16 protein-coding genes and 1 tRNA gene are annotated in these 21,658 nt (G+C 43.8%); 2 read left to right on the top strand and 15 right to left on the bottom strand.

Going from position 1 to position 21,658, the window contains the following annotated elements:
• Positions 1-47: 47 nt before the first annotated feature.
• The 9 genes from kdpB to AC6H1S_RS06295 form a co-directional block, all read right to left on the bottom strand.
• Complete coding sequence (gene kdpB, locus AC6H1S_RS06335; protein WP_497565558.1) at positions 48-2,078, bottom strand: potassium-transporting ATPase subunit KdpB; 2,031 nt, start codon at positions 2,076-2,078, stop codon at positions 48-50.
• Positions 2,079-2,188: 110 nt separating this feature from the next.
• On the bottom strand, positions 2,189-3,904 hold the full coding sequence (gene kdpA / locus AC6H1S_RS06330) for a potassium-transporting ATPase subunit KdpA (protein ID WP_497565557.1): 1,716 nt from the start codon (positions 3,902-3,904) through the stop codon (positions 2,189-2,191).
• A gap of 4 nt (positions 3,905-3,908) precedes the next feature.
• A complete protein-coding gene (locus tag AC6H1S_RS06325; RefSeq protein WP_497566022.1) occupies positions 3,909-3,986 on the bottom strand; it encodes a potassium-transporting ATPase subunit F in 78 nt (25 codons plus the stop codon).
• Positions 3,987-4,398: 412 nt separating this feature from the next.
• Positions 4,399-5,979 carry a M1 family metallopeptidase gene (locus AC6H1S_RS06320; RefSeq protein WP_497565556.1) on the bottom strand — a complete coding sequence of 527 codons (1,581 nt, stop codon included), beginning with the start codon at positions 5,977-5,979 and terminating at the stop codon, positions 4,399-4,401.
• A gap of 27 nt (positions 5,980-6,006) precedes the next feature.
• Positions 6,007-7,341, bottom strand: a complete 1,335-nt coding sequence (locus AC6H1S_RS06315; protein ID WP_199141739.1) for a sigma-54-dependent transcriptional regulator — start codon at positions 7,339-7,341, stop codon at positions 6,007-6,009.
• A gap of 155 nt (positions 7,342-7,496) precedes the next feature.
• On the bottom strand, positions 7,497-9,938 hold the full coding sequence (locus AC6H1S_RS06310) for a bifunctional YncE family protein/alkaline phosphatase family protein (RefSeq protein WP_497565555.1): 2,442 nt from the start codon (positions 9,936-9,938) through the stop codon (positions 7,497-7,499).
• A gap of 40 nt (positions 9,939-9,978) precedes the next feature.
• The gene (locus AC6H1S_RS06305; RefSeq protein ID WP_497565554.1) at positions 9,979-10,824 is read right to left on the bottom strand and encodes a metallophosphoesterase family protein; all 846 of its coding nucleotides are present in this window, start codon (positions 10,822-10,824) and stop codon (positions 9,979-9,981) included.
• Positions 10,825-10,955: 131 nt separating this feature from the next.
• Positions 10,956-11,621 carry an O-methyltransferase gene (locus AC6H1S_RS06300; RefSeq protein WP_497565553.1) on the bottom strand — a complete coding sequence of 222 codons (666 nt, stop codon included), beginning with the start codon at positions 11,619-11,621 and terminating at the stop codon, positions 10,956-10,958.
• Positions 11,622-11,787: 166 nt separating this feature from the next.
• Positions 11,788-13,149 carry a putative sensor domain DACNV-containing protein gene (locus AC6H1S_RS06295; RefSeq protein ID WP_497565552.1) on the bottom strand — a complete coding sequence of 454 codons (1,362 nt, stop codon included), beginning with the start codon at positions 13,147-13,149 and terminating at the stop codon, positions 11,788-11,790.
• A 289-nt stretch (positions 13,150-13,438) separates the two neighbouring features.
• Here AC6H1S_RS06295 and AC6H1S_RS06290 point away from each other — a divergent pair, with 289 nt between their 5' ends.
• Positions 13,439-14,635 carry a S41 family peptidase gene (locus AC6H1S_RS06290; RefSeq protein WP_497565551.1) on the top strand — a complete coding sequence of 399 codons (1,197 nt, stop codon included), beginning with the start codon at positions 13,439-13,441 and terminating at the stop codon, positions 14,633-14,635.
• Between the two features lie 44 nt (positions 14,636-14,679).
• Here the strand turns inward: AC6H1S_RS06290 and AC6H1S_RS06285 are convergent, their stop codons facing one another.
• From AC6H1S_RS06285 to AC6H1S_RS06260, 6 genes are all read right to left on the bottom strand, one after another.
• Positions 14,680-15,168 (bottom strand): Riean_0653 family protein, encoded by a 489-nt coding sequence (locus AC6H1S_RS06285; protein WP_497565550.1) that lies wholly within the window; start codon positions 15,166-15,168, stop codon positions 14,680-14,682.
• Between the two features lie 375 nt (positions 15,169-15,543).
• Positions 15,544-15,627, bottom strand: a tRNA-Leu gene (locus AC6H1S_RS06280).
• Between the two features lie 118 nt (positions 15,628-15,745).
• Positions 15,746-16,510 (bottom strand): MBL fold metallo-hydrolase, encoded by a 765-nt coding sequence (locus AC6H1S_RS06275; protein WP_497565549.1) that lies wholly within the window; start codon positions 16,508-16,510, stop codon positions 15,746-15,748.
• Between the two features lie 290 nt (positions 16,511-16,800).
• Positions 16,801-17,697, bottom strand: coding sequence for an alkaline phosphatase family protein (locus AC6H1S_RS06270; RefSeq protein ID WP_497565548.1), 897 nt, complete (start codon positions 17,695-17,697; stop codon positions 16,801-16,803).
• A gap of 148 nt (positions 17,698-17,845) precedes the next feature.
• Positions 17,846-18,496: an outer membrane lipoprotein periplasmic chaperone LolA1 gene (gene lolA1, locus AC6H1S_RS06265; RefSeq protein ID WP_199140741.1), complete on the bottom strand. Its 651-nt coding sequence runs from the start codon at positions 18,494-18,496 to the stop codon at positions 17,846-17,848.
• A gap of 60 nt (positions 18,497-18,556) precedes the next feature.
• Entirely contained in the window at positions 18,557-21,127 is a 2,571-nt protein-coding gene (locus tag AC6H1S_RS06260) for an FtsK/SpoIIIE family DNA translocase (RefSeq protein WP_497565547.1), read from the bottom strand.
• A 90-nt stretch (positions 21,128-21,217) separates the two neighbouring features.
• On the opposite strand from AC6H1S_RS06260, the gene AC6H1S_RS06255 reads away from it, so the two are divergent.
• Positions 21,218-21,394: a hypothetical protein gene (locus AC6H1S_RS06255; RefSeq protein ID WP_497565546.1), complete on the top strand. Its 177-nt coding sequence runs from the start codon at positions 21,218-21,220 to the stop codon at positions 21,392-21,394.
• The last annotated feature ends 264 nt before the right edge of the window (positions 21,395-21,658 follow it).

Here is a 21,658-nt window from a genome sequence, read left to right as displayed (position 1 = left end):
TACTTCTATCTATTCTCTGTTAACTACTTCTATTACCTATTCGTCGCCTAAACCATTAATCCAACCACCAAATCGATGATTTTAATACCGATAAATGGGGCTACAATACCACCAATACCATAAATAAACAGGTTGCGACGAAGCAAGGCCGTTGCCCCGATGGGTTTGTAGGCCACACCTTTTAAAGCCAGCGGAATTAAAATTGGAATGATGATGGCGTTGAAAATTACAGCCGAAAGAATGGCGCTTTCCGGACTGTGCAAGCCCATGATATTCAAACTTTGCAAAGCTGGAATGGAGGCAATGAACAAAGCCGGCACAATGGCGAAATACTTGGCCACATCATTAGCGATAGAAAAAGTGGTGAGCGTGCCTCTGGTAATGAGCAGCTGCTTGCCAATTTCTACGATTTCGATCAATTTGGTGGGGTCGTTATCCAAGTCGACCATATTGCCAGCTTCTTTAGCAGCTTGGGTACCACTGTTCATGGCCACCCCAACATCGGCCTGTGCCAAGGCGGGCGCATCGTTGGTACCGTCGCCCATCATGGCCACCAGTTTGCCCAACTGCTGCTCTTCCTTAATGTAGTTCATTTTATCTTCGGGCTTGGCCTCGGCAATAAAATCGTCAACACCGGCCTTTTCGGCGATATATTTGGCAGTCAATGGATTATCGCCAGTTACCATCACGGTTTTTACGCCCATTTTGCGCAAACGTTCGAAACGCTCGCTGATGCCTGGTTTAATGATATCCTGCAATTCGATTACACCCAATGCTTTTTCGTTGAGAGCTACCACCAAAGGCGTACCTCCGTTGGTGGCGATGGCTTTGACCTGGGTTTCAATCGCTGAAGGAAATTGATTTCCGGCTTGTTGCACCAAGTTGCGGATCGAATCGAATGCACCTTTGCGAATGCGACGGCCATCGGCCGTATCCATTCCGCTCGATCGGGTTTCGGCTGTAAATTTGATGAACACCGCTCCAGCTGGCGCGCTTTCGATAATTTTATGGTTATTGACTTTGGCCAATTCAATGATCGATTTGCCTTCTGGGGTTTCGTCGGCCAAAGAACTCAGCACACAGGCTTCTACAAATTGAGCCAGCTCTACACCCGCCGTTGGATAAAAATTGGTGGCTTTGCGATTGCCAATGGTGATCGTTCCGGTTTTATCCAGCAACAACACGTCAATATCGCCAGCAGTTTCTACCGCCTTACCCGATTTGGTAATGACATTGGCCCTTAAGGCCCTGTCCATGCCAGCAATACCAATAGCCGACAACAAACCGCCAATGGTAGTTGGAATCAGGCAAACAAAAAGCGAGATCAGTGCCGCAATGGTAATCGGTGTATTGGCGTAATCGGCAAAGGGTTTTAAGGTTACGCAAACGATGATAAACACCAAAGTAAAACTGGCCAGCAAAATGGTCAGGGCAATTTCGTTAGGCGTTTTCTGTCTGCTAGCACCTTCCACCAAGGCAATCATCTTGTCTAAAAAGCTCTCGCCGGGTTGGGTACTTACTTTTACCTTAATTTGGTCGGAAAGCACTCTGGTACCGCCAGTAACCGACGATTTATCGCCACCAGCTTCCCTAATTACAGGTGCTGATTCGCCAGTAATGGCCGATTCGTCGATTGTGGCAATGCCTTCAATTATTTCGCCATCGGTTGGAATGGTATCGTCAGCTTCGCATATAAACACCTCCCCTTTTTTCAAGGTGTTAGACGAACGGATTTCGTAGTTTCCATTGGCCAAAATTACCTTGGCAGGCGTTTCTTCGCGGGTTTTACGTAAGCTATCGGCCTGTGCCTTGCCCCTTGCCTCGGCAATGGCTTCGGCAAAGTTGGCAAACAGCACGGTGAGCAATAAAATCAGAAATATAAAGAAGTTATACAGCGCACTGCCCTGACCAGCATGACTGATCGAATAAATGGTTACGTAAGCCATTACGGCGGTACCGACTTCTACCGTAAACATAACTGGATTGCGAACCATGAGGCGCGGATCGAGCTTAATGAACGATTGTTTAAGCGCATTTTTGACCAAAGCAGGTTCGAATAATTTATTGTTGGATTTCATTTTATTTTAATTTTTCTCAAGAGAGAGTTTCTTTTCTTGGTTAATGGTCCATGGTCGATGGCTAATAGCTCGACTGACTATGGACTGTTGACTATGGACTATCAACTAGCCTAGCGCATGGTAAAATATTCTGCCAGCGGGCCCAAAGCCAGTGCCGGGAAATACGACAGGGCGTTGAGTACCAAGATCACGGCAAAGGTCATCAGGCTAAACGTAAGCGTATCTGTTTTTAAGGTACCTGCCGATTCTGGAATGTATTTCTTGCGGCCCAGCAAACCAGCAATGGCCACCGGACCAATAATGGGCAAGAAACGACCCAAGAAAATAACCAGTCCGGTTGAAATGTTCCAGAACACGTTGTTATCTCCAAGGCCTTCGAAACCCGAACCATTGTTGGCATTTGACGAGGTCATTTCGTACAACATTTCAGAAAAACCGTGGAAACTTGGGTTATTTAACCAGTTTTTAGGCTGTACAGCCCAATGGGCATCACCAAAATTGACCAATAGATAAGAGGCAATGGCCGTTCCGGCTAAAATGAGAAAGGGACTGAGCAAGGTAATGATAGCTGCAATCTTTACTTCTCGCGCTTCTACTTTGTGGCCCATAAACTCGGGCGTTCTGCCTACCATCAGGCCTGAAATAAAAACGGCAATAATGAGGTAGATGAAATAGTTGAGTATACCTACGCCGCAGCCTCCGTAAAAACCGTTGATCATCATGGCCAACATTTGCCATAAGCCGGTTAGCGGCATGGTGCTATCGTGCATTCCGTTTACCGATCCGGTAGAAATTATGGTAGTTAAGGTGCTCCAATAAGCGGTTGCCGCAGGGCCAATGCGCACTTCTTTGCCCTCCATGGCTCCTGTAGCCTGCGAAATGCCCATTTTGGCGATGGCGTGGTTGCCACCTAATTCAGAACTTAGGGATGGGATCATGAGCAGCAGCATACCGATGGTCATCACCCCAAAAATCATCCAGCCTAGTTTTCTTCTGTTGATGAAATAGCCAAAGCAGATGACCATGGCAATCGGAATAATGGTTTGGCTCATCATTTCGACCATGTTGGTGAGGTAGTTTGGATTTTCGAAGGGATGTGCTGAGTTAGCGCCGAAAAAGCCACCACCATTGGTTCCCAAGTGCTTAATGGCAATAAACTGTGCGGCCGGACCTTTTGATACATGCACGGTATCGCCCTGTAGGGAAATAAACTGGTCTTTGCCTTCGTAACTGGCTGGGGTGCCATTAAAAGTTAAAATAAGGGCTACAACGATACTTAAAGGCAACAACAAACGGGTGATGGCTTTCACAAAGAACTCCCAAAAGTTGCCTAATTGCTGCGTGGTTTTATCTCTAAAAGCCTTAAACAACACTACCGCCGCCGCAATGCCAGTAGCAGCACTTACAAACTGCAAAAACATGAGCACAAATTGCTGGGTAAGGTAGCTTACACCAGTCTCGCCCGAATAATGCTGCAGGTTGCAGTTGGCCACAAAGCTGATGATGGTATTAAAAGCCAGATCTGGGGTCATGCCCGGATTGCCATCGGGATTGAAAGGAAGCTTATCTTGGTAAATCAGTACAAAAAAGCCATAAATGAGCCAGACGGCATTGATCAGCAACAATACTTTAAGGTGTTGCTTCCAATTCATCTGTTCTTTAGGATTGATGCCCGAAAGTTTGTAGATACCTGCTTCGATGGGCTTCAGGAAGTCGGTCCATACTTTTTCTCCGGCAAACATTTTGGCCAAGTATTTTCCCAAAGGGATAGCTACAACCAAGGTAAGCAGGAAGGTGGCGATGATGCCAAGGATTTCTGTGTTCATAGCGTTAGAATTTTTCTGGTTTAATGAGTACGTAAACCATATACAGGAATACGGCTACTGCAGTGATAAATAGTGCAAGCATGAGGTTAAATGTTTTCGAACCAATCGATGGAGCGGTAAACGATCCAGCAAAAGACAACGAGGGTGAGGAATAAGATTATGGTCATTTGTTTATTGATTTTCCATGCCTATACCAATTGCTGTTCCACGAAACACCAAAACAATTCAAAGCATTTATTTACAAACACTTACACCATAAACCAACAACAGGCGCATAAAAAAACCCTTCCATTTTGGAAGGGTTTTTATCAAAAAGGAAGTCTATGGCTAGCCTTTCCATTCCCCTCCGCTGAAGGGGTGCCTGCAAGGCGGGGCGGGTTTAAGCTTGCCTCTAGCTTTGCTTAGCCATTTAGGCATTTGGGTGCATTAGGCAATCGAAACTTCAACGATTTCGAATGTCTTACTTCAAAACAAGTTCCGAATTGCTTTGGTGATTATTTAAACGAACCTTCGTGGTTCAACAATTTGAAATAATCGTCGAGTTTGCCACCGATGGATTGCTCAAAAGATGCCTTTAAATCTTCGGGTTGCGGATGCTTGTTTTTCCACTTGGCAAAATAATCCTTAAAAGCCTGATCAACTTTCTCTTTGCCAATACTCGATTCGAGCATATAAAGCCAAATAGCGGTTTTGAAGTATGATACAATGCCATAATCGTCGGAAGTTTTAAAATCGGCTGCTGGTGTTTCTATGGCTGGGTTCATGGGCAGGGCATTGGCCATGGCGTTGTATACCGCAGCCTGAAATTGATCAACGGGCAAAGCCTTCACCTTATCTGGGATTTTATCACCAAAAAGCGAATTGTACCTGTATTTTTCGGCCTCGTACCTGAACTGAAAGTAAGTATTCAACCCCTCATCCTGCCAAGTGTGCATACGCTCGTTGCTCCCAAGCATGCTCATGAACCAGTTGTGGCCAACCTCATGGGCAATGACCCCATCCAACGTTTCTTTCTTGGCATCCGGACTGGTAATTAGCGTAATAGTCGGATATTCCATACCGCCACTCGAGTTGTTTGCCGGGCCTTCGATGGCCTGTACAATTGGATATTCATATTCGCCTATCGATTTGCTGTAATATTTAACCGCATCTTTCACATCATCGATACTGTTTACCCAAAGCGAGTTCTTTTTATTGTGGTAATAGCTGAAAACATCAACCACCTTGCCCGAAACCAATTTGGCAGTATCATATTGGATAACCAGGTCTTTATCGGCAAACCAGGCAAAATCGGGTACATTGTCAATCTTGTAGCTGAGTTTTTTGATATCTCCTTTTGCCGTGTAAAGCACAGGCGTATTGCCCCGGTTTAAAGCATTTTTTGCACCAATGGTTTTGTAGGCCTGTAGTTCGTCGGCATTTTGCAGAACGCCTGTGGCGCCCACTACATAAGCAGCCGGCAAGGTAATGTTAACCCTATAGTTGCCATATTCGCTATAAAATTCGCCCATATCCAAGTAAGGAAACTCGTGCCAGCCATTTTTATCGAACACCGCAGGCTTTGGATACCATTGCGTAATCATAAACTGGCTGTCGGCATAACCCGACCTTGAAAAATAAGATGGCAACAGCACTTTAAAATCGGTATGGATACTGATCGAATCGCCTGGCTTTAAAGGTGCAGGCAAAATCAGCTTTATCACATCGATATATTGCGGATTGGGATGTGTCTCGGTTTTGGCCACCGTTCCGTTTACCTTAAAGTTAAGCCCTTCTATGTTGCCATAGGTATATTTGTCCAGCTTTTTCTTCCTCGATTCGTCGTTCTTGATCTGCTGAAACAACGCCGTGTTTTCGTTTTTATAGGCATTGGGATAGAGATGAAACCATATAAAGTCTAAAGTAGACGGCGAATTGTTCTTGTAAACGATGATTTCTGATCCGCTAAGCGTTTTGGTAGCCGGATTCAGGCTAACATCAATGGTATAATCAACTTGTTGCTGCCAATAGGCATCCTGCGCAAAAACAGTAATTGAAAATAGGGAAATTAAAAGCGTTAAAGCAGTTTTGATCATAGGTTTTGGGTTAATATAGGTAGATGGTTAATCGGCAATTTTATATTCTTCTAATTTCCTGTACAAGGTAGTTAGTCCGATATTCAATAATCGTGCGGTTTCGGTTTTATTGCCTCTGGCATGGGCCAGTACCTTTTGGATGTGCAGTTTTTCTACGCTCTGCAGATCGAGGGCATTGGCAATAGGGCCATCTGCAAAAAACTCGTATGGCAATTGACTGGCCTCCAGCGTATCGCCATTGGCCAGGATCACGAGGCGTTCCATTACATTCTTAAGTTCGCGCACATTACCTTTCCAACTGTGCTTGGTCAGTGCATCGATTAGTTTTTCGTCCATTTTTAACGCCGGCCGATTTACCTTGTTGGCAAACTCCTTCAAGTAAAATGTGGCTAGCATTGGAATATCCGCTTTGCGTTCTCTTAAAGCGGGCAAAGGAATAACAAATACCGAAAGTCGGTAATAAAGATCGAGCCTAAAGTGGCCCTCATCGGCTTGCGCCTTGAGGTTGCGATTGGTGGCGGCCAAAATGCGGACATTAACCTGGTTGGTGGTAGTAGCGCCTACTTTAATGAACGATTGATTTTCGAGCACGCGCAAGAGCTTGGCCTGCAGGTCGAGGTTCATCTCACCAATTTCGTCTAAAAACAGGGTGCCACCATTGGCTTCTTCCAACAGGCCTTTTTTGTCTTTGTTGGCTCCGGTAAAAGCTCCGGCCTTGTAGCCAAACAGCTCGCTTTCGAGCAACTCGGCACTAAAACCGCTACAGTTTAGAGCTACAAAAGGTTTGTTTTTGCGTTGACTTTCGTAATGGATGGCCTGAGCAAATACTTCTTTTCCCGTACCCGTTTCGCCCAATAAGAGTACAGTGGTATCGGTTACGGCAACCTTCTCGGCCAAGCTAATGGCTTCCTTTATGGCTTTAGAGTTGCCCAATATGGTTTTAAAGCTATATTTGTTACTTACCTTACCCTCTAATTCATAAACGCGCAACTGCAGTTCGGCTTTGGCAATGGCCTTGTACACCAAGGGAATGATCTTGTCGTTATCGTCGCCCTTGGTCAGGTAATCGAAAGCACCATTTTTAATGGCCAATACTCCATCGGCAATGGTACCATAAGCCGTAAGGTTGATGACTTCGACAAAAGATTTGAGCGATTTGATTTTTTTGACCAACTCTACACCATTGGCATCGGGCAGTTTCACATCGCTTACCACTACCAAAACTTCGTGTTGCGCAAGCATTTTAAGGCCTTCATTTGCGTTTTGCGCCTGTAGAACCACAAATCCTTCAAGCTCCAAAATCCTAGCCAAAAGGTTTCTGATCTTGATTTCATCATCGATGATGAGTACGGTTGGCCCCATAAATTCTAATTGATAAGGCAATATTAGGAAAATAAGGCGAAAGGTAAAAGGCGGAAAAGCAATACTTAATAGCCCTAGCAAGCAAGGGTTGGGTTTAAAGTTTAAAGTCTAAAGCAAGAATCTTTGAACTATCAACTAGAGCTATCAACGACATGCTAGTCGTCATCGGCTTTCTTTTTCTTTTCCAAAATAACAAATGCGCTTCTTTTTGGGGCAGGCATAACCGAATCTTCACCCTTAACCGATTTCCAAACCACTTCGTTCAGGTCTAAATCGGGAACCGAATCTTCTTTAGCAAAATTGAAAAACTCCGATCTCCGGCTGCTTTCGTTGACCGCTACATTGCGTGTTTCCAAACTAATTAAAGGCTGGATGACTTTATAGGGCGTAAAATCGGGCTTGTTGGTAAAACATTCGAACAAAGGCATGGCGCCTGCATCGTACTGGCTCATGGGTGGCAAACCTAAAATCAGTTCCATGGTTCTTAAAAACCCTGAGGTCGAATACATGGTATGGATTACGGCTTTTCGCTTTACATAAGGCCCAATCACATAGGCTGGCGAGCGGTGCGCATCAACATGGTCGGGGCCGTTTTGCGCATCATCTTCCAAAATAAACACAACCGATTCTTTCCAAATCGGACTATGCGAAAGATGTTCTAATATACGCCCTACGGCTAAATCGTTATCGGCTACCGCCGCTTGAGGCGATATTTTTCCTTTCTTTTGGCCACTAGTATGGTCATTTGAGATACGCAACGTGCTGAACTGAGGCACAGCTCCGGCCACGACCAACGAATCGAAATCATGTTCCCAGGCATCGGCCCGTACCTGATCTGGAATATCCATGTTAAAACCTGGAGATTTAGGGCTCATGTGGCCTTGCAGCGATTTGATATTGGCCTTGCCGTACTCGCCAAACTCACCATAACTTCGGTAGCTGATGCCTGCACGCTGACAATAATCCCAAATAAAACCATTTTTCGGATAGGTAACCGGACGGCCACCTTCGTAATTGGTCGTTCCGCCACGACCGCCATAGCTGGTTGGCCAAGTCTTTTCTACCACATCGGTAGCATAAGCCGCCATGCTCCAGTTGTGTCCGTCGGCGCTTACTTCCGCATCGACGTAGAAATTATCGAGCAATACAAAATTTTCGGCAAGTGCATGTTGGTTTGGGGTTACTTTTCGGCCAAAAAGGGTAAGCGACGAATCGCCATTCCCCTGAGGCAGGTCGCCCAATACCTGATCGTAGGTTCTGTTTTCCTTAATAATGTAAAACACGTGCTTAATCGGCGATTTTTCGCCCTGCTTACGAGGGATAGGATTTCCGCTTTCGCCATCGGCCAGCTTTTCCTTCTGCGCCGTAAAGGGCGTGTTGGTATAAACCTGCTTGGTATAAGCCTTTAACTCGTCGGGGTTGGGTGTTTCGATAAAAGATAGCGTGCCTTTAAACAAACCGGCAATATATTGTAGCCTGCTGTTGGCGGTACTGCCCATCTGGTAGCCGCTGTTATCAGCCTTTGAAATAGGCTGTGGACCCTGTGGATTAGCCATTGAAGTATTTCCCTTGCCATTGGCCACCAATATTTTGTTGCCCGCTACCTTTATACTGGTTGGATACCAGCCTACCGGAATAAAACCCTGGCTCTGGCTATTGCCGGCTTTGGCCACATCGAAAACGGCCAGGCAGTTGTTATCGGCATTGGCAATGTAAAGTGTCTTTTCATTGGCGCTCAAGGCTAGTCCGTTGGTGGTTGAACCGGTTAATTGCGTGACATACAATGTAGTGGCTATGGTTTCGATTACCTTGCGCGTAGCGGTTTGAACTACCGAAACCGTATTGTCGTTGGCATTGGCCACAAACAGCAGGCTTCCTTTTTTATTGAGCAGCAACTCGTTGGGGTGGTCGCCTACTTTAACCTGTTCGGCAATGGCTTCTTTGGCCAAGTCGACCACGGCCACGGCCCTGCCCCCCCACAACGATACATACAAAACACTTTCGTCGGGTGCCAAAACACAGCTATACGCTATGGCTGGCAACTGTATTTTCTTAAGGATTTTTTGCTCTACTGGGTTGATAATGTACAAACAGCTGTCTTCTTTGGTTACGGTATACAGTCTGTTGTTGGCCTTGTTTACCGCAATGCCAGCTGGACTGATTTTGGCTTTTGGCCAAACGGGACCAAGTTTAAGGGTATCACTTTTAACCAATTTGCCATTGGCGATGCTGAAATCCAATATCCAGTTGTCGTTGCCACCCGAAACATACAAGTGCTGTTCGTTTTTGCTGAATGCCAAGCCATACCAGGCCTTGCTTAACACTTTTTCGTCGCTAACCTGCTCTGTTTTAAGATCGATCAATTGTAGCGACTGGGTACTTTGGCCGTTATTGGTTACAGCCAGGAATTTGCCAGATGGGCTTAACTGGGTGTTCAGTGGCAAATCGCCCAAGGCTAAAGAATGACCTGCCGGACTTATTTTCCAACCGTTGGGTAAGAGAATCTGTTGGCTACCTGCTACTTTTCCTGGCCATTGGGCAAGCGCAGAGGCCGAAAAGCAAACAACAAAAGCAAGCAACGTGTATATTTTTTTCATGTTCTGTATAACTATGCTATAGGGTTAACTGGTTTTAACATTAAAATTTATTTTCGTTTAGCGTTGGATTTTGGCTGGCATTGACCTGATAAGTGTAAACCTTGTCGTTCTCGTCTACCTCTACTATACGATAACCCTTGTAGGCTGTACCCCAATTGCCACCAATGTGCGCATCGAAAAAATGGGGCAGCTTATCGGTATAAAAAACCGAATCGAGGCTATGGTCGTGGCCATGAAATACCGCTTTTACATTGGCATAGGCATGCAGCAGCTTAATCGTATCCGGGCATTCGACAAAAGGACTTTCTGGTACCCAAAAATGAGGCGGGATGTGCAAGACCACAAACGCCGTTTTTAAATTTTTGAATTTTTCCAGCTCTTGCCTTAAAAAATCATTGTTCGGACAGATGTATTCGCCTTTGGTATTGGAAGTATTGGCCAAAACGATACCTACATTATTTTTTTGAATGGAGAAATTGTCTTCATAGCCAAAAACCGATTTCCACAACCGGGTATCGGCATGGTCGTGGTTGCCTGGTACGGCATAAAATGGCACTTTGAGCCGATCGTAATGTTCTTTTTTAACTACCGACAGCAGATCTGGCCTATCGTGTACCAAATCGCCGTTAATAATCACAAAGTCTAAAGGGTTTTGGTTATGAGCTTCATTCAGCCAACGCACAATATTGTCGTGGTGCTTTTGATATTCGGTATTGGGTTGGCCATAATGCCCATCTGATGCGATGGCAAAGCGCAACCTTGCTTTCCTTTCTGATTTGCGCAACAACCGCTGTGGCACACCGGCCAGCGAAGCTACGGATGGAACGATACTGGCAAGCACCGCAGCGGCCATACTGCCCTTCAAAAAAGATCTTCTGTTCGACATGGGAAACGGTTTTAAAGAAAAGGCAATATTAGCTGATGTACACGGCCAAGCCTCATGAATTAGATTACCTTTTGGTTAATTTTTCGTCATGTAAAAGTTACGAAAATGAAAACCAAAAATGCAATTATGCTTTATTTCACCACCGCGATAGCCATCCCGTCGTATTCCTTGGCTCCTACGGTTTGCATAATGGTTGCTTCTACCTGCGTATTGCTGGCCAGTAGCTGGTTAAAACGCTGCACGCCTTTTACCCTTTCGTCGGTTGTATTTTCATCGAGCACTTTGCCTTCCCTGATTACATTGTCGCATATAATGACCGTACCGGGATGCGAAAGCTGCAGGGCCAACTCGAAATATTCGGCATAAGGCTGCTTATCGGCATCGATAAAAACAAAATCAAAAGCCTCTTCCTGATTGGCAATCAGCTCTTGCAATACATCCATGGCTTTGCCAATGCGCAAGTCTATTTGGTGGCTGAGTCCTGCCTTTGCGATATTCTGCCTTGCGATGTTGGCATGGTGCGGATCAAATTCAACCGTAATTACTTGGCCATCGGCCGGAATTGCACGGGCCATCCAAATGGTACTGTAAGCACCCAAAGTACCCAATTCAAGCACCCGCTTGGCTTTGCTCATCAACAGCAACACCTGCAAAAACTTGCCTTGGGTTGGTGTTACGCTAATTTGGGGCATGGAGGCCTTGTCTAACGATTGAATGGTTTCTTGAAGCACCTTGTCTTCGGGTGCAACCAGGTTACTGATATACTGATCTACTTTTTCGAATAATTGCTGATCCATAGTTGTGAATGGTTAAAATTGCTGGGGCCAAAATTTGCAACATTGCTGAAATTATACAACAGCCCAAGGGCTTTATTGTTGGATTCTTACATTATTTAAATTGCTGGATATAGGCTATCGATCAAAGGGCAGTTCTTTGGCCTTTCCGCTTTGGTGTTTGGCCTTGCTATGGCTTCCAACCCACAACCTTAGCCAGTTTATTGCTCTTCAGGAACTGGTAAACCTTAATGTTTTCCCAAACGATTATTTTGCCGTTAACATTTTTAATCGCCCTTATCTCCCCATCCTGCGATACGACAAAACCCAAGCTCTCTGGATGCTTTAGGCAATAGGAAAACATCGATTGGTGACGTGTGCCAAAATGCGAAGGCGCCATTTTAATCAATTTATTGGCAGGTTTTGAGGCATTGCTGATGTACACCAAATCGGGGTGGCCTTTTTCTGAAATTACCGCACCAAAGCCTTGTACCACCATTTGTGGCGAAAGTAGCACTAACCCGTCGACGCAGGTTAGCGACGACACGAAGCGCACTGCCCCGCTCAGCTCATTAAAACTGTCTTCAATATCCACTTCGCTCAGATTGTATTCTTCATGCAGTTCGATCGGCATATCCTCGCCCCTTCTTTTAAGCGACTTGATGACCTTTTCCAAAGCTTCATTATCCATGACCGTTGTCAAAATATTCATGACAGCCGTTTGTATACGGTTATATTCGAGCTTGTATTTGATGTTAAGGTCGGCGCCCGGCTTAAAGTCTTTGGTGATGAGAATGGCGCCACCGTGATGGTAGTTTTTGATTTTGAGCAATATCCTGCTGATGGACTGGATGATGTATTCAAAAATAAAATCGTTAAAAACCTCTACATCCGTTTCGTCGAGCTTTTCTTTCATGGCTTTTTCCAGGTCTTTTTTACTGTAGGCAGAGCTACTTACAATAAAATCGGAAACGGGGCCATATTCAAACACGTTGGGGTAGTGCCTTACCAAATAGTTTTGGTTCAAAGCGGCCAAAGGCTGATATTCGAGCATTACGTTCAAGATGCCAATGCCATTGATCATGGTTTGGATGATCCCTGGGTATAAAGGTTCATTATCGCGTTCGTAGTTGAGGAAATTCTGGTAATGAATGGCCTGGTCTATCATGCCATGGATATAGAGCTGTTCGCTTTCATCATAATAAACAGAAAGACTTGAGCTCCAGGGATCGGCAGCCTTCGAGAGCTTGACCAGGTTCTTTACGCTAAATTCCATCGGCGCACCGAAAGGAAAAAACTTCCAGTCGTCGTTATTGGTTATGGTTTTATGGGCCGAAAGGTGATCGTACAGCGTAATGGTTACTTTAATGAACTGGCCTTCCTCGGTTTGCAGACTGGTGTAGTACAAGGTATTGAAAAGTTGTTCCAATATCTTTTTCGAGGGCTTTTTGCTGGTTTTAGAGCGCGCAAGTTCCCTAAACACAAAATTGGCCAAGTCATTTGGGGTATAGTTTTTAGACATTTCCGTAAAATCAATTTCGGGCTTATACAAACTTAACTGAAAATAAACGAAAAAAGATGGGCTTTTATGGGGCGACTAAATTTTGACAAAAAATCGAGAGGAGCGTTGAGCTTTTGCAGGTTAAAGAAATAGACAAATCTCAAAAACATCTGATATATTTGCATGAGGCTTAGTTTTAAGAACAATTAAACTTAAAGAACTGGGTAAGACCGGGGAGTCTGCCAAACGATTTAAATCAATTTTGAGCAACCTGACAGTTACTTTATTTAAGGGATGAGCCATACGGAAAAAGCAAGCGATAAATCCACAACAACCACGCATGAACAAAAAACTTCTGGCAAAACTGGCTGTAGCAATATTAATCTTGATCAATGGTCATTCAACCTTTGCGCAAACCAAATATCAAAAAGACTTCAGGGAATTTTGGACCGACATTAACGATAATTACGCCTATTTTGACCAACAAGGCATTGACTGGAAAAAAGTAAAGGAAATATACGAACCACAAGTCGAGAAAATCTCAAACGACGATGAGTTCATCCAGTTGCTCGAAAATGTGTTGAATGAACTTTATAATGGGCATTCTTCGTTAAGTACCAATCTAAAAACATCCAACAGATTGGTTCCGTCTGGTTCGGATTTATATGTCGAAAAATCTGGAAATCAATACATCATCAAAGATTTGAGAAAAGGCTTTGGGGCAGATTTGGCAGGTTTAAAAATAGGAATGGAAGTAACCCTATTTAATGGAAAGCCAATTGATGAACAGCTGCAAAAATTCTTGCCGAAATTCACCAACCAATACCATCAAAAAATGTATCAATATGCTATCGATATGCTTTTTGCTGGAACCCACGACACAAACAGGGAAATAGTTGGCATTGAAAATGGAAAACCCAAAACTTTCAATCTCGTTAGCTATGGAAATAGAAGTGAACTCATCTTTGATAAAATACTAAACAAAAATACTGCCTACATCAAAATCAACAATTCCCTTGGAGATAATCGTCTTATTGCAGCATTTGATCGGGCACTCGATAGTTTGTTTCAATATCAGAACCTGGTTATCGACCTGACAGAAACTCCAAGCGGCGGAAATTCAACTGTTGCAAGAGCCATCATGGGCAGGTTTACAGATAAGCTCCTGCCCTACCAAGTTCACGAAATTGATGAAAAAGAATACCAGACCAAAAGACACTGGGAAGAATTCGTTACCCCGCGCAAGAAAATTTACAGCGGAAAAGTTTATGTTTTGGTAGGCCATTGGACAGGAAGTATGGGAGAAGGCATGGCCATTGGTTTCGACGCCATGCACAGGGCCCAGATTATTGGGACAAAAATGGCTGGTTTGCTGGGGGCAATTTCAAACTTTCAAATGCCGGAAACCAAAATAGGATTCCAATTTCCAACGGAGCGACTTTACCATGTCAACGGAACGCCGAGAGAAGATTTTATACCCCAAATTTTAACGCATAACATTGAAGAAACGCTACAGAAAGCCAGGGCAATAAAATAGCTTTTCAGAAGTATTTTCGTAAGACGGAAACTGTAAAAGCTCTTTTAATAGGTTTTGTAGACCAGGTTAAATTCGCCTTCAGTAATAGCTACAACTGCTTTGGTATCGTTTTCCAGCGCCTTGAAAGAAAACCTTCCAGTTACTGTTTGAGTTCTTTTGTCCAAGGTTAGGATTTGCAATGTTCCAGTATAGCCTGGTTGAACAGTAAATTTCAGATCTTTAGCTGCATCATCATAAGCAGCTGAATTTTTGATACCAATTAAGCTATAATCCCCGACCCTTACTTCTCTTTCCAGCAATAGGGCAAAGGATATCGTTTGCCTGGAGCCTTGCTGGTAGGCTGAGATAAAAAATGTTTTTCCTTCATCGATCAAATGCGCCTCAGCCTCGCCACTATATTTTAGGTCCGTATTGCTAGGCCGCCAAACCTCACCATTTACCTTGCACTTGAAGTTATTGCTCACTTTATCTTTCTTACAGCTGATGACCAGTAAAGAAAGTAAAAGCATGAGGGTCATTATCGTTTTTATCATTTATGGCTTTTATATTAGGAGTAACCGTTTGAATTTCCGCGAAGCAAGAATAGCCATTACAAAAACCCCATATAATCATGAAAGATTAACAGAAGAAACCGATTAACCTTTTAAGCCAAAAAATAGCGGCGATTAATTCAAAACATTTATTTTCATCGCTTAGCCACCCTATCAATCCTTTAAGATTAAAAATACTTCGCCAAAAGCTTAATAGGCTAAAAATAAAGTCGGCATAGCGGATTGTATTTTTTTTAGGGGAAGCCTGACTGTGGCTTAGAAGCACCTCAAACTGATTACGCTAGCAGACTTAATAAACCAAAAAAGGCTTGCCATTTACAAGCAAGCCTTTGAAAATTTAAACAAGAATGTTGTTAGTACCCGGAAGCAGATTCGAACTGCCACGCCGTTGCCAGCGCCACCCCCTCAAGATGGTGCGTCTACCAATTTCGCCACCCGGGTATAATGCTGCAAATATAATGGAATGCTTCAATTTTTAAAGCCTTTGCGTTAAATTTATTGACCAATGAATTTCTATCGCTGAAGATAACTGAAAACTAACAACGGAAAACCATCACCGCTATTCCACGTCCAACACCAACCCATCATAAGCCAAACGAATGTGGGCAGGCAGTTCTTTTTCTACTTCGGCATGTTTGCCCAAATTGTGGCTGATATGCGTAAAATAAGTCCGTTCAGCCCCTACCTTGTTGGCAAAATCAATGGCTTCTGCTAAAGTAAAGTGCGAGATGTGCGCTTCTTTCTGCAAAGCGTTAACCACTAAATATCTCGTGCCTTTTATTTGTGCAAACGATTCTTCCGAAATCGTCTTCGCGTCGGTGATGTAGGTGAAATCGCCAATACGATATCCCAAAATTGGCAATTTAAAGTGCATTACTTCAATGGGTATAACCTTGGTCATTCCTACTTCAAAAGGTTTCCTTTCTACGGTATGCAGGTTGATCTGGGGCAGTCCGAAATATTTGGTATCTTGAAAAATGTAGGAAAATTCGCGACGCAAAGCTTCCTGTACCCTTAAAGTAGCATAAATATCTATCCGTTTGTGCAACAGATAATTAAAAGGCCTGATATCGTCCAAGCCGGCTATGTGGTCTTTATGCTCGTGCGTAAACAAAATGGCATCGAGATCTTTAACCCCAGCCCGCAACATCTGGTACCTGAAATCCGGACCACTGTCTATCACCATGGTCTTGTCGCCGGTCTCAACAAGTACCGAAACCCTTAATCGCTTGTCTCTATGATCGGTAGATTGGCAAACCGCGCAGCCACACCCAATTACCGGGATGCCTTGCGATGTACCTGTACCTAAAAATGTAATTTTCAAAATCTAAACCGCTTGTGAAATAGCTATGGCTAAGCTCAGTATCTTCCACTTATTTACCAAATATTTGCGCCAGTTTTTTATCCATGGCTTCGTCATCTTCTCCGCCTCACTGTTACTTTGAGCAAACGCAGTCCTACTTAAAGAGGTCATAGTTAAAAAAAATCCAATTTTTTCATATCATTTTGTTAAGGTGGTTAAACAAAATCAATAAAAAATCAAACATAACTCCAACCAAAAAGTGCCCATACCAAATTGGATACGGGCTACAATTCTAACAACAAAACGAAATACTATTTGAAAATGGATTGGGGCGCAACACCGGTCCACGATTTTGGCAGATCCTTGCAACCAAAGATATGCGCAATAACCAAGGCCGTATTTTTATTGCTGTTAGGTTCGGTAATCAGCCCCAGTTTTTTAATCTGAGGACCGGTTATCGCCCATGGCACCTGCATTTCGCTCATGCTCGTGCCACCATGCCCGTTGCCAATGCCACCATGATCGGTCATTAAAATAAAATGGGTGCTTGTATATAATTTTTCTGCTTTGAGCTTATCCAATAAGCCTCCAATAGCCACATCGGCATCTTCTACTGCTTTGATGTACTCGGGCGACATCCATTTGTATTTATGCCCGGCATGGTCTGTACTCACATTATACAGAAACACCAAAGTCGGCTCGCTTTTATACTTCACCACAAAATCGAAAGCCTTTTGATAGTTTGAAGCATAACCATCATTTTCTTCGAAAGAAACCTCATCCAAATATTTTTTATTGATCGAATTGATCAGTTCTGCCCAATTGTAGTAATAGCCGATTTTAATATGGGGAACCTTTTCTTTCAACACTTTGAATATTGACGGATAATAACCGTCTTGGTCGGTTTCTATGGCCTGCAGTTCGTGCTTTTGCACTGTCCAGCTGTTGCTGGTTACCCCATGTTCTTCGGGTCCGGATCCGGTAAGGTGACTGGTCCAATTGGGTAAGGTTACCGAAGGCATTACCGGTCTGGTGGTTAACGAAAGTACGCCATCGGCTATCATTTTATCCATATTGGGATGCTTGATGGCCTTGAAACCTTCGGCACTAAAACCGTCGAGGCCAATGATCAGCACTCTTTTTTGCGCTACGGCAGTTAAGCTCAAAGTGGTTAATGCCACTAAGGCTACATAGTATATTTTTTTCATTTTCAAGTAGGATCAGCCCCTAAATTAGATTCTTTTGTATAGATATACTAAACAAATATAAACCATTTCTAAAACAATTTTGCCTTCCGTACAATAAAAAAGGGGTTCGGGCTAAGCCCGAACCCCTTCAACAGGTATCTCAATTCAATTATCTTAAATCGACCACTTCAACGCCAGGATATTTTTTGGCATCAAATGCAAAAGTGGTTTCAGGCACTTTTACGTTTGGCGAAAATGTTTTCACGTTATAAGTATAGGTATTTCCGTTTTTCTCGAAAATAACCACATTGGTGATCTGTTTAGATGCTTTATCAATACTCAAACGGATTTTGAATACATTTTTCTTTACATCAATTGGCGACAAATCGATCATTTGGTAAACTTTGCCACCTACCTTGCTTTCGCCGGTATAGATGTATTTGAAGCCCTTTTCGTAAATGGTAAAGATTTTAGCCGGGTTAATGGCATCGCCACTGTTGTCTACGTTCGAAACCTGAACCTCTTTATCGTTTTTAAGGTAAGTCCATTGGCTTTTACCATCGCTGATCAAATCCTGGTTGGTCATGGCTACCTTGTATTTATTGGCATTGGCCTTTACGTATAAAGTACCTTGCTGCGTTTCTTTTACTTTGGCTTGCGCATTGTTAAGCGTAAAAGTAAAATCGGTTTTTACCACATCGTAAGAACGGTATTTCTTGCTTACCGCCGCCAATATCTCCTTGGCTTTCGAATCTGTCTGCGCTTGGGCGGTAACACCAAATACACCGATTGTAAGGAATGCTAATAGTATCTTTTTCATAATTTTCTTTTAAATCCGTTGGCAACACTACATTTACTGGCTAACGGAACTGTACATCTGTTACTTGTTGTTAAGGTTATTCAAGAACTGTTCCAAAGCATATTGGTCTGGCAACAAAACTTCTCGGGCTTTGCTGCCTTCGAATGGACCAACCACACCGGCAGCCTCCAGTTGATCAATGATACGGCCAGCCCTATTGTAGCCTAATTTCATTTTGCGCTGAATGAGCGAAGTAGAGCCCTGCTGATGGGTTACGATCAATTGTGCCGCTTCCTCAAACAATGGATCCCTATCGTCGGGATCGAAATCGGCTTTCGAAGATTCGCCGTTCTCATCGATATATTCTGGCAATTGGTAAGCTTCTGGATAGCCTCTTTGGTTGCCAATAAACTCCGAAATACGATCAACCTCTGGTGTATCTACAAACGCACACTGTAGCCTAATCAAGTCATTACCTGTCGATAAAAGCATATCCCCCCTACCAATCAGCTGATCGGCACCGCCACTATCCAAAATTGTTCTTGAGTCGATTTTAGACAATACCCTAAAAGCCAACCTGGCCGGGAAATTGGCCTTGATGGTACCGGTAATGATATTAACCGATGGCCTTTGTGTTGCCAATACCAAGTGGATGCCCACCGCACGCGCCAGCTGGGCCAAACGCGCAATCGGGGTTTCTACTTCCTTGCCTGCTGTCATCATCAAATCGGCAAACTCATCCACGATCAGCACAATGTAGGGCAAAAAGCGATGCGAATTGTTCGGGTTCAGCTTGCGCTTGATAAACTTCTCGTTGTATTCCCTTAAATTTCTTACCTGTGCATCTTTCAGCAAATCATAACGCTGATCCATCTCTACGCAAAGCGAGTTCAAGGTATGGATTACCTTTTTGGTATCGGTAATAATGGCATCGGCCTCGCCTGGCAGTTTGGCCAAGAAATGGCGCTCAATTTTATTGAACAGGGTAAGTTCTACTTTTTTAGGGTCGACCAACACCAATTTAAGCTGGGCCGGGTGTTTGGTATACAGCAACGACACCAAAATAGCATTGATACCCACCGATTTACCTTGTCCGGTTGCTCCGGCCACCAACAAGTGGGGCATTTTGGCCAAATCGGCAATGTAAACCTCGTTCGAAATGGTTTTACCCAAGGCAATCGGCAAATCCATATTGGTTTGCTGAAACTTCTCGGTAGCCAAAATACTGCGCATCGACACCATTTCGGGATGCAAATTAGGCACCTCGATACCAATGGTTCCCTTGCCTGGCATTGGCGCAATGATACGGATACCTAAAGCGGCCAAGCTTAGGGCAATATCGTCTTCCAGGTTTTTGATCTTAGAAATCCTTACGCCAGGCGCCGGAATAATTTCGTACAAAGTAACCGTCGGACCAATAGTGGCTTTGATCTTATCAATTTCAATGTTGTAGTGATTTAAAGTCTCTACAATTTTATTTTTGTTGGCCTCCAATTCGTCGGCGTTGACCGAAATCTTGTTAGAACCATAATTTTCTAATAAATCGAGATGCGGTTTCTTGTAAGAAGCCAAATCCAGGGTGGGGTCGTAAGTTCCGAACTGTTCTACCAGTTCTTCGGCTTTGGTTTCTTCTTCTGTTTTTTCTATCGTAAAGCTCGGTTCGTTTGCAGGCTCCACTTCAACCGGGGGCGCCACAACCGGGGCAACCGGAGGTGTTACCGTTGGATTAAGCATAACATTGGTTGGCAAAGGCACCGGTGTTTCCTCAACTGGCTCTTCTTCTTCCTTTGCCTCAAAACGATTGGGAGTTAATACGATATTTTGTTCTCTCTTCGGCTGGTTTGCTGTTTTGTAACGATCGTTGATGCTAAATTCTACTGGCTCCGACTTGTCTTCGTTTACCAGTTCGATATGCTCGGGCACCTCTGGAACAATCGCATTATCGGCTTTGCGGGCCGGCAATTTAAAGTCGATGTTGTAAGCAATGATCAGGATGGTAAGTCCCAAAAAGATAATCAAGCCCCCAACGCCAGCCTGTCCAATTTGGGCAACCAGCAATTTGTTGCTCCAATAGCCAAATTCGCCTTCCAGGTAGTGTGGCGTACGCGCCAAAAACGAATGCCCGAAAGCCAAAGTAAGCGAAATGAACAGCAAAAAGAAAAAACTATAACCCAGTACTTTTTCTACCGCAAATATTTTAATCTTGAACAGCAAGCGATAACCGATAATGAAAAACACGAATACGAACAAGAAGGAAGCTACACCGAACCATTCGTAAATAAACTGATGAGCCAGCAATGCGCCTATTTTACCTAACCAGTTCTGTACCACCGGATCGTCTACCCCACTGTTTTTGAGTTCGTCAACCGTTTTGAACAAGTTGCTCCAGCCTCCGTTGGCATCGACTACATAGCTCTGATCGTCCTGCCAGGTAAAGAGATACGAAGTAAAAGCAACCAGGAAGTAGATCGAAATAATGATGAACAAAAGCCCGATGATTTTTACCGCTCGGCCATTTTGAAGGTCAAACTTGGGCAAAATATCGACTTTGGCGCGGGGCGGTCTGCTGGTTGTTGGCCGCTGTCCATCTTTTGATGGTTCGGCACCTTGCTTAAATGAATTGGCTTTAAATTGATTTCCCCTTACCGACATCTTTCGTTAATAAATATAATCAACAAATATAAAACATATAGTGGTTTTGTAGTGTACAAAACCTTTACGATTTAAACAAAATATTTAGAATTGGCAAAAGCGAACCAATTTATTTTGCTTGCGATGATAACGTTGGTTCTGGTTGCATCGGTACAAGCCACTGGTGGAAATCTTTTTTATTTGGCTGGCATCAGCCTGCATTCAGTCAAAAAAAAACTACCATCGGTGCCGACGGTAGTTTTTGATTCAATGGATGGCCATTCTTAAATAGCACTATCGTCACAGGTGTAAACCTGAAGACAGGCCATATACTGTGCACAATAAACCGGGCCGGTAACCCTCCCGGCACAGTCGCAGCTACATTTTGATAGATCAGGAGGATTGCCACCGCCGGCACCTCCAAGAATGGCCCTTTGTTCGCTTCTGCTCAACTGTTGAACATTTTTGATTTTGGATGTGTTTTTAAACATAAGATTTTAGGTTTGATTAGCATTCAATTTACAAAATTTTAGCCGCTACCGTAAAGGCACC

It is taken from the genome of Pedobacter sp. TM02 (assembly GCF_059705275.1).
Note: the sequence above shows the minus strand (reverse complement) of the source record. Positions and strands in the feature narration are given on the sequence as shown.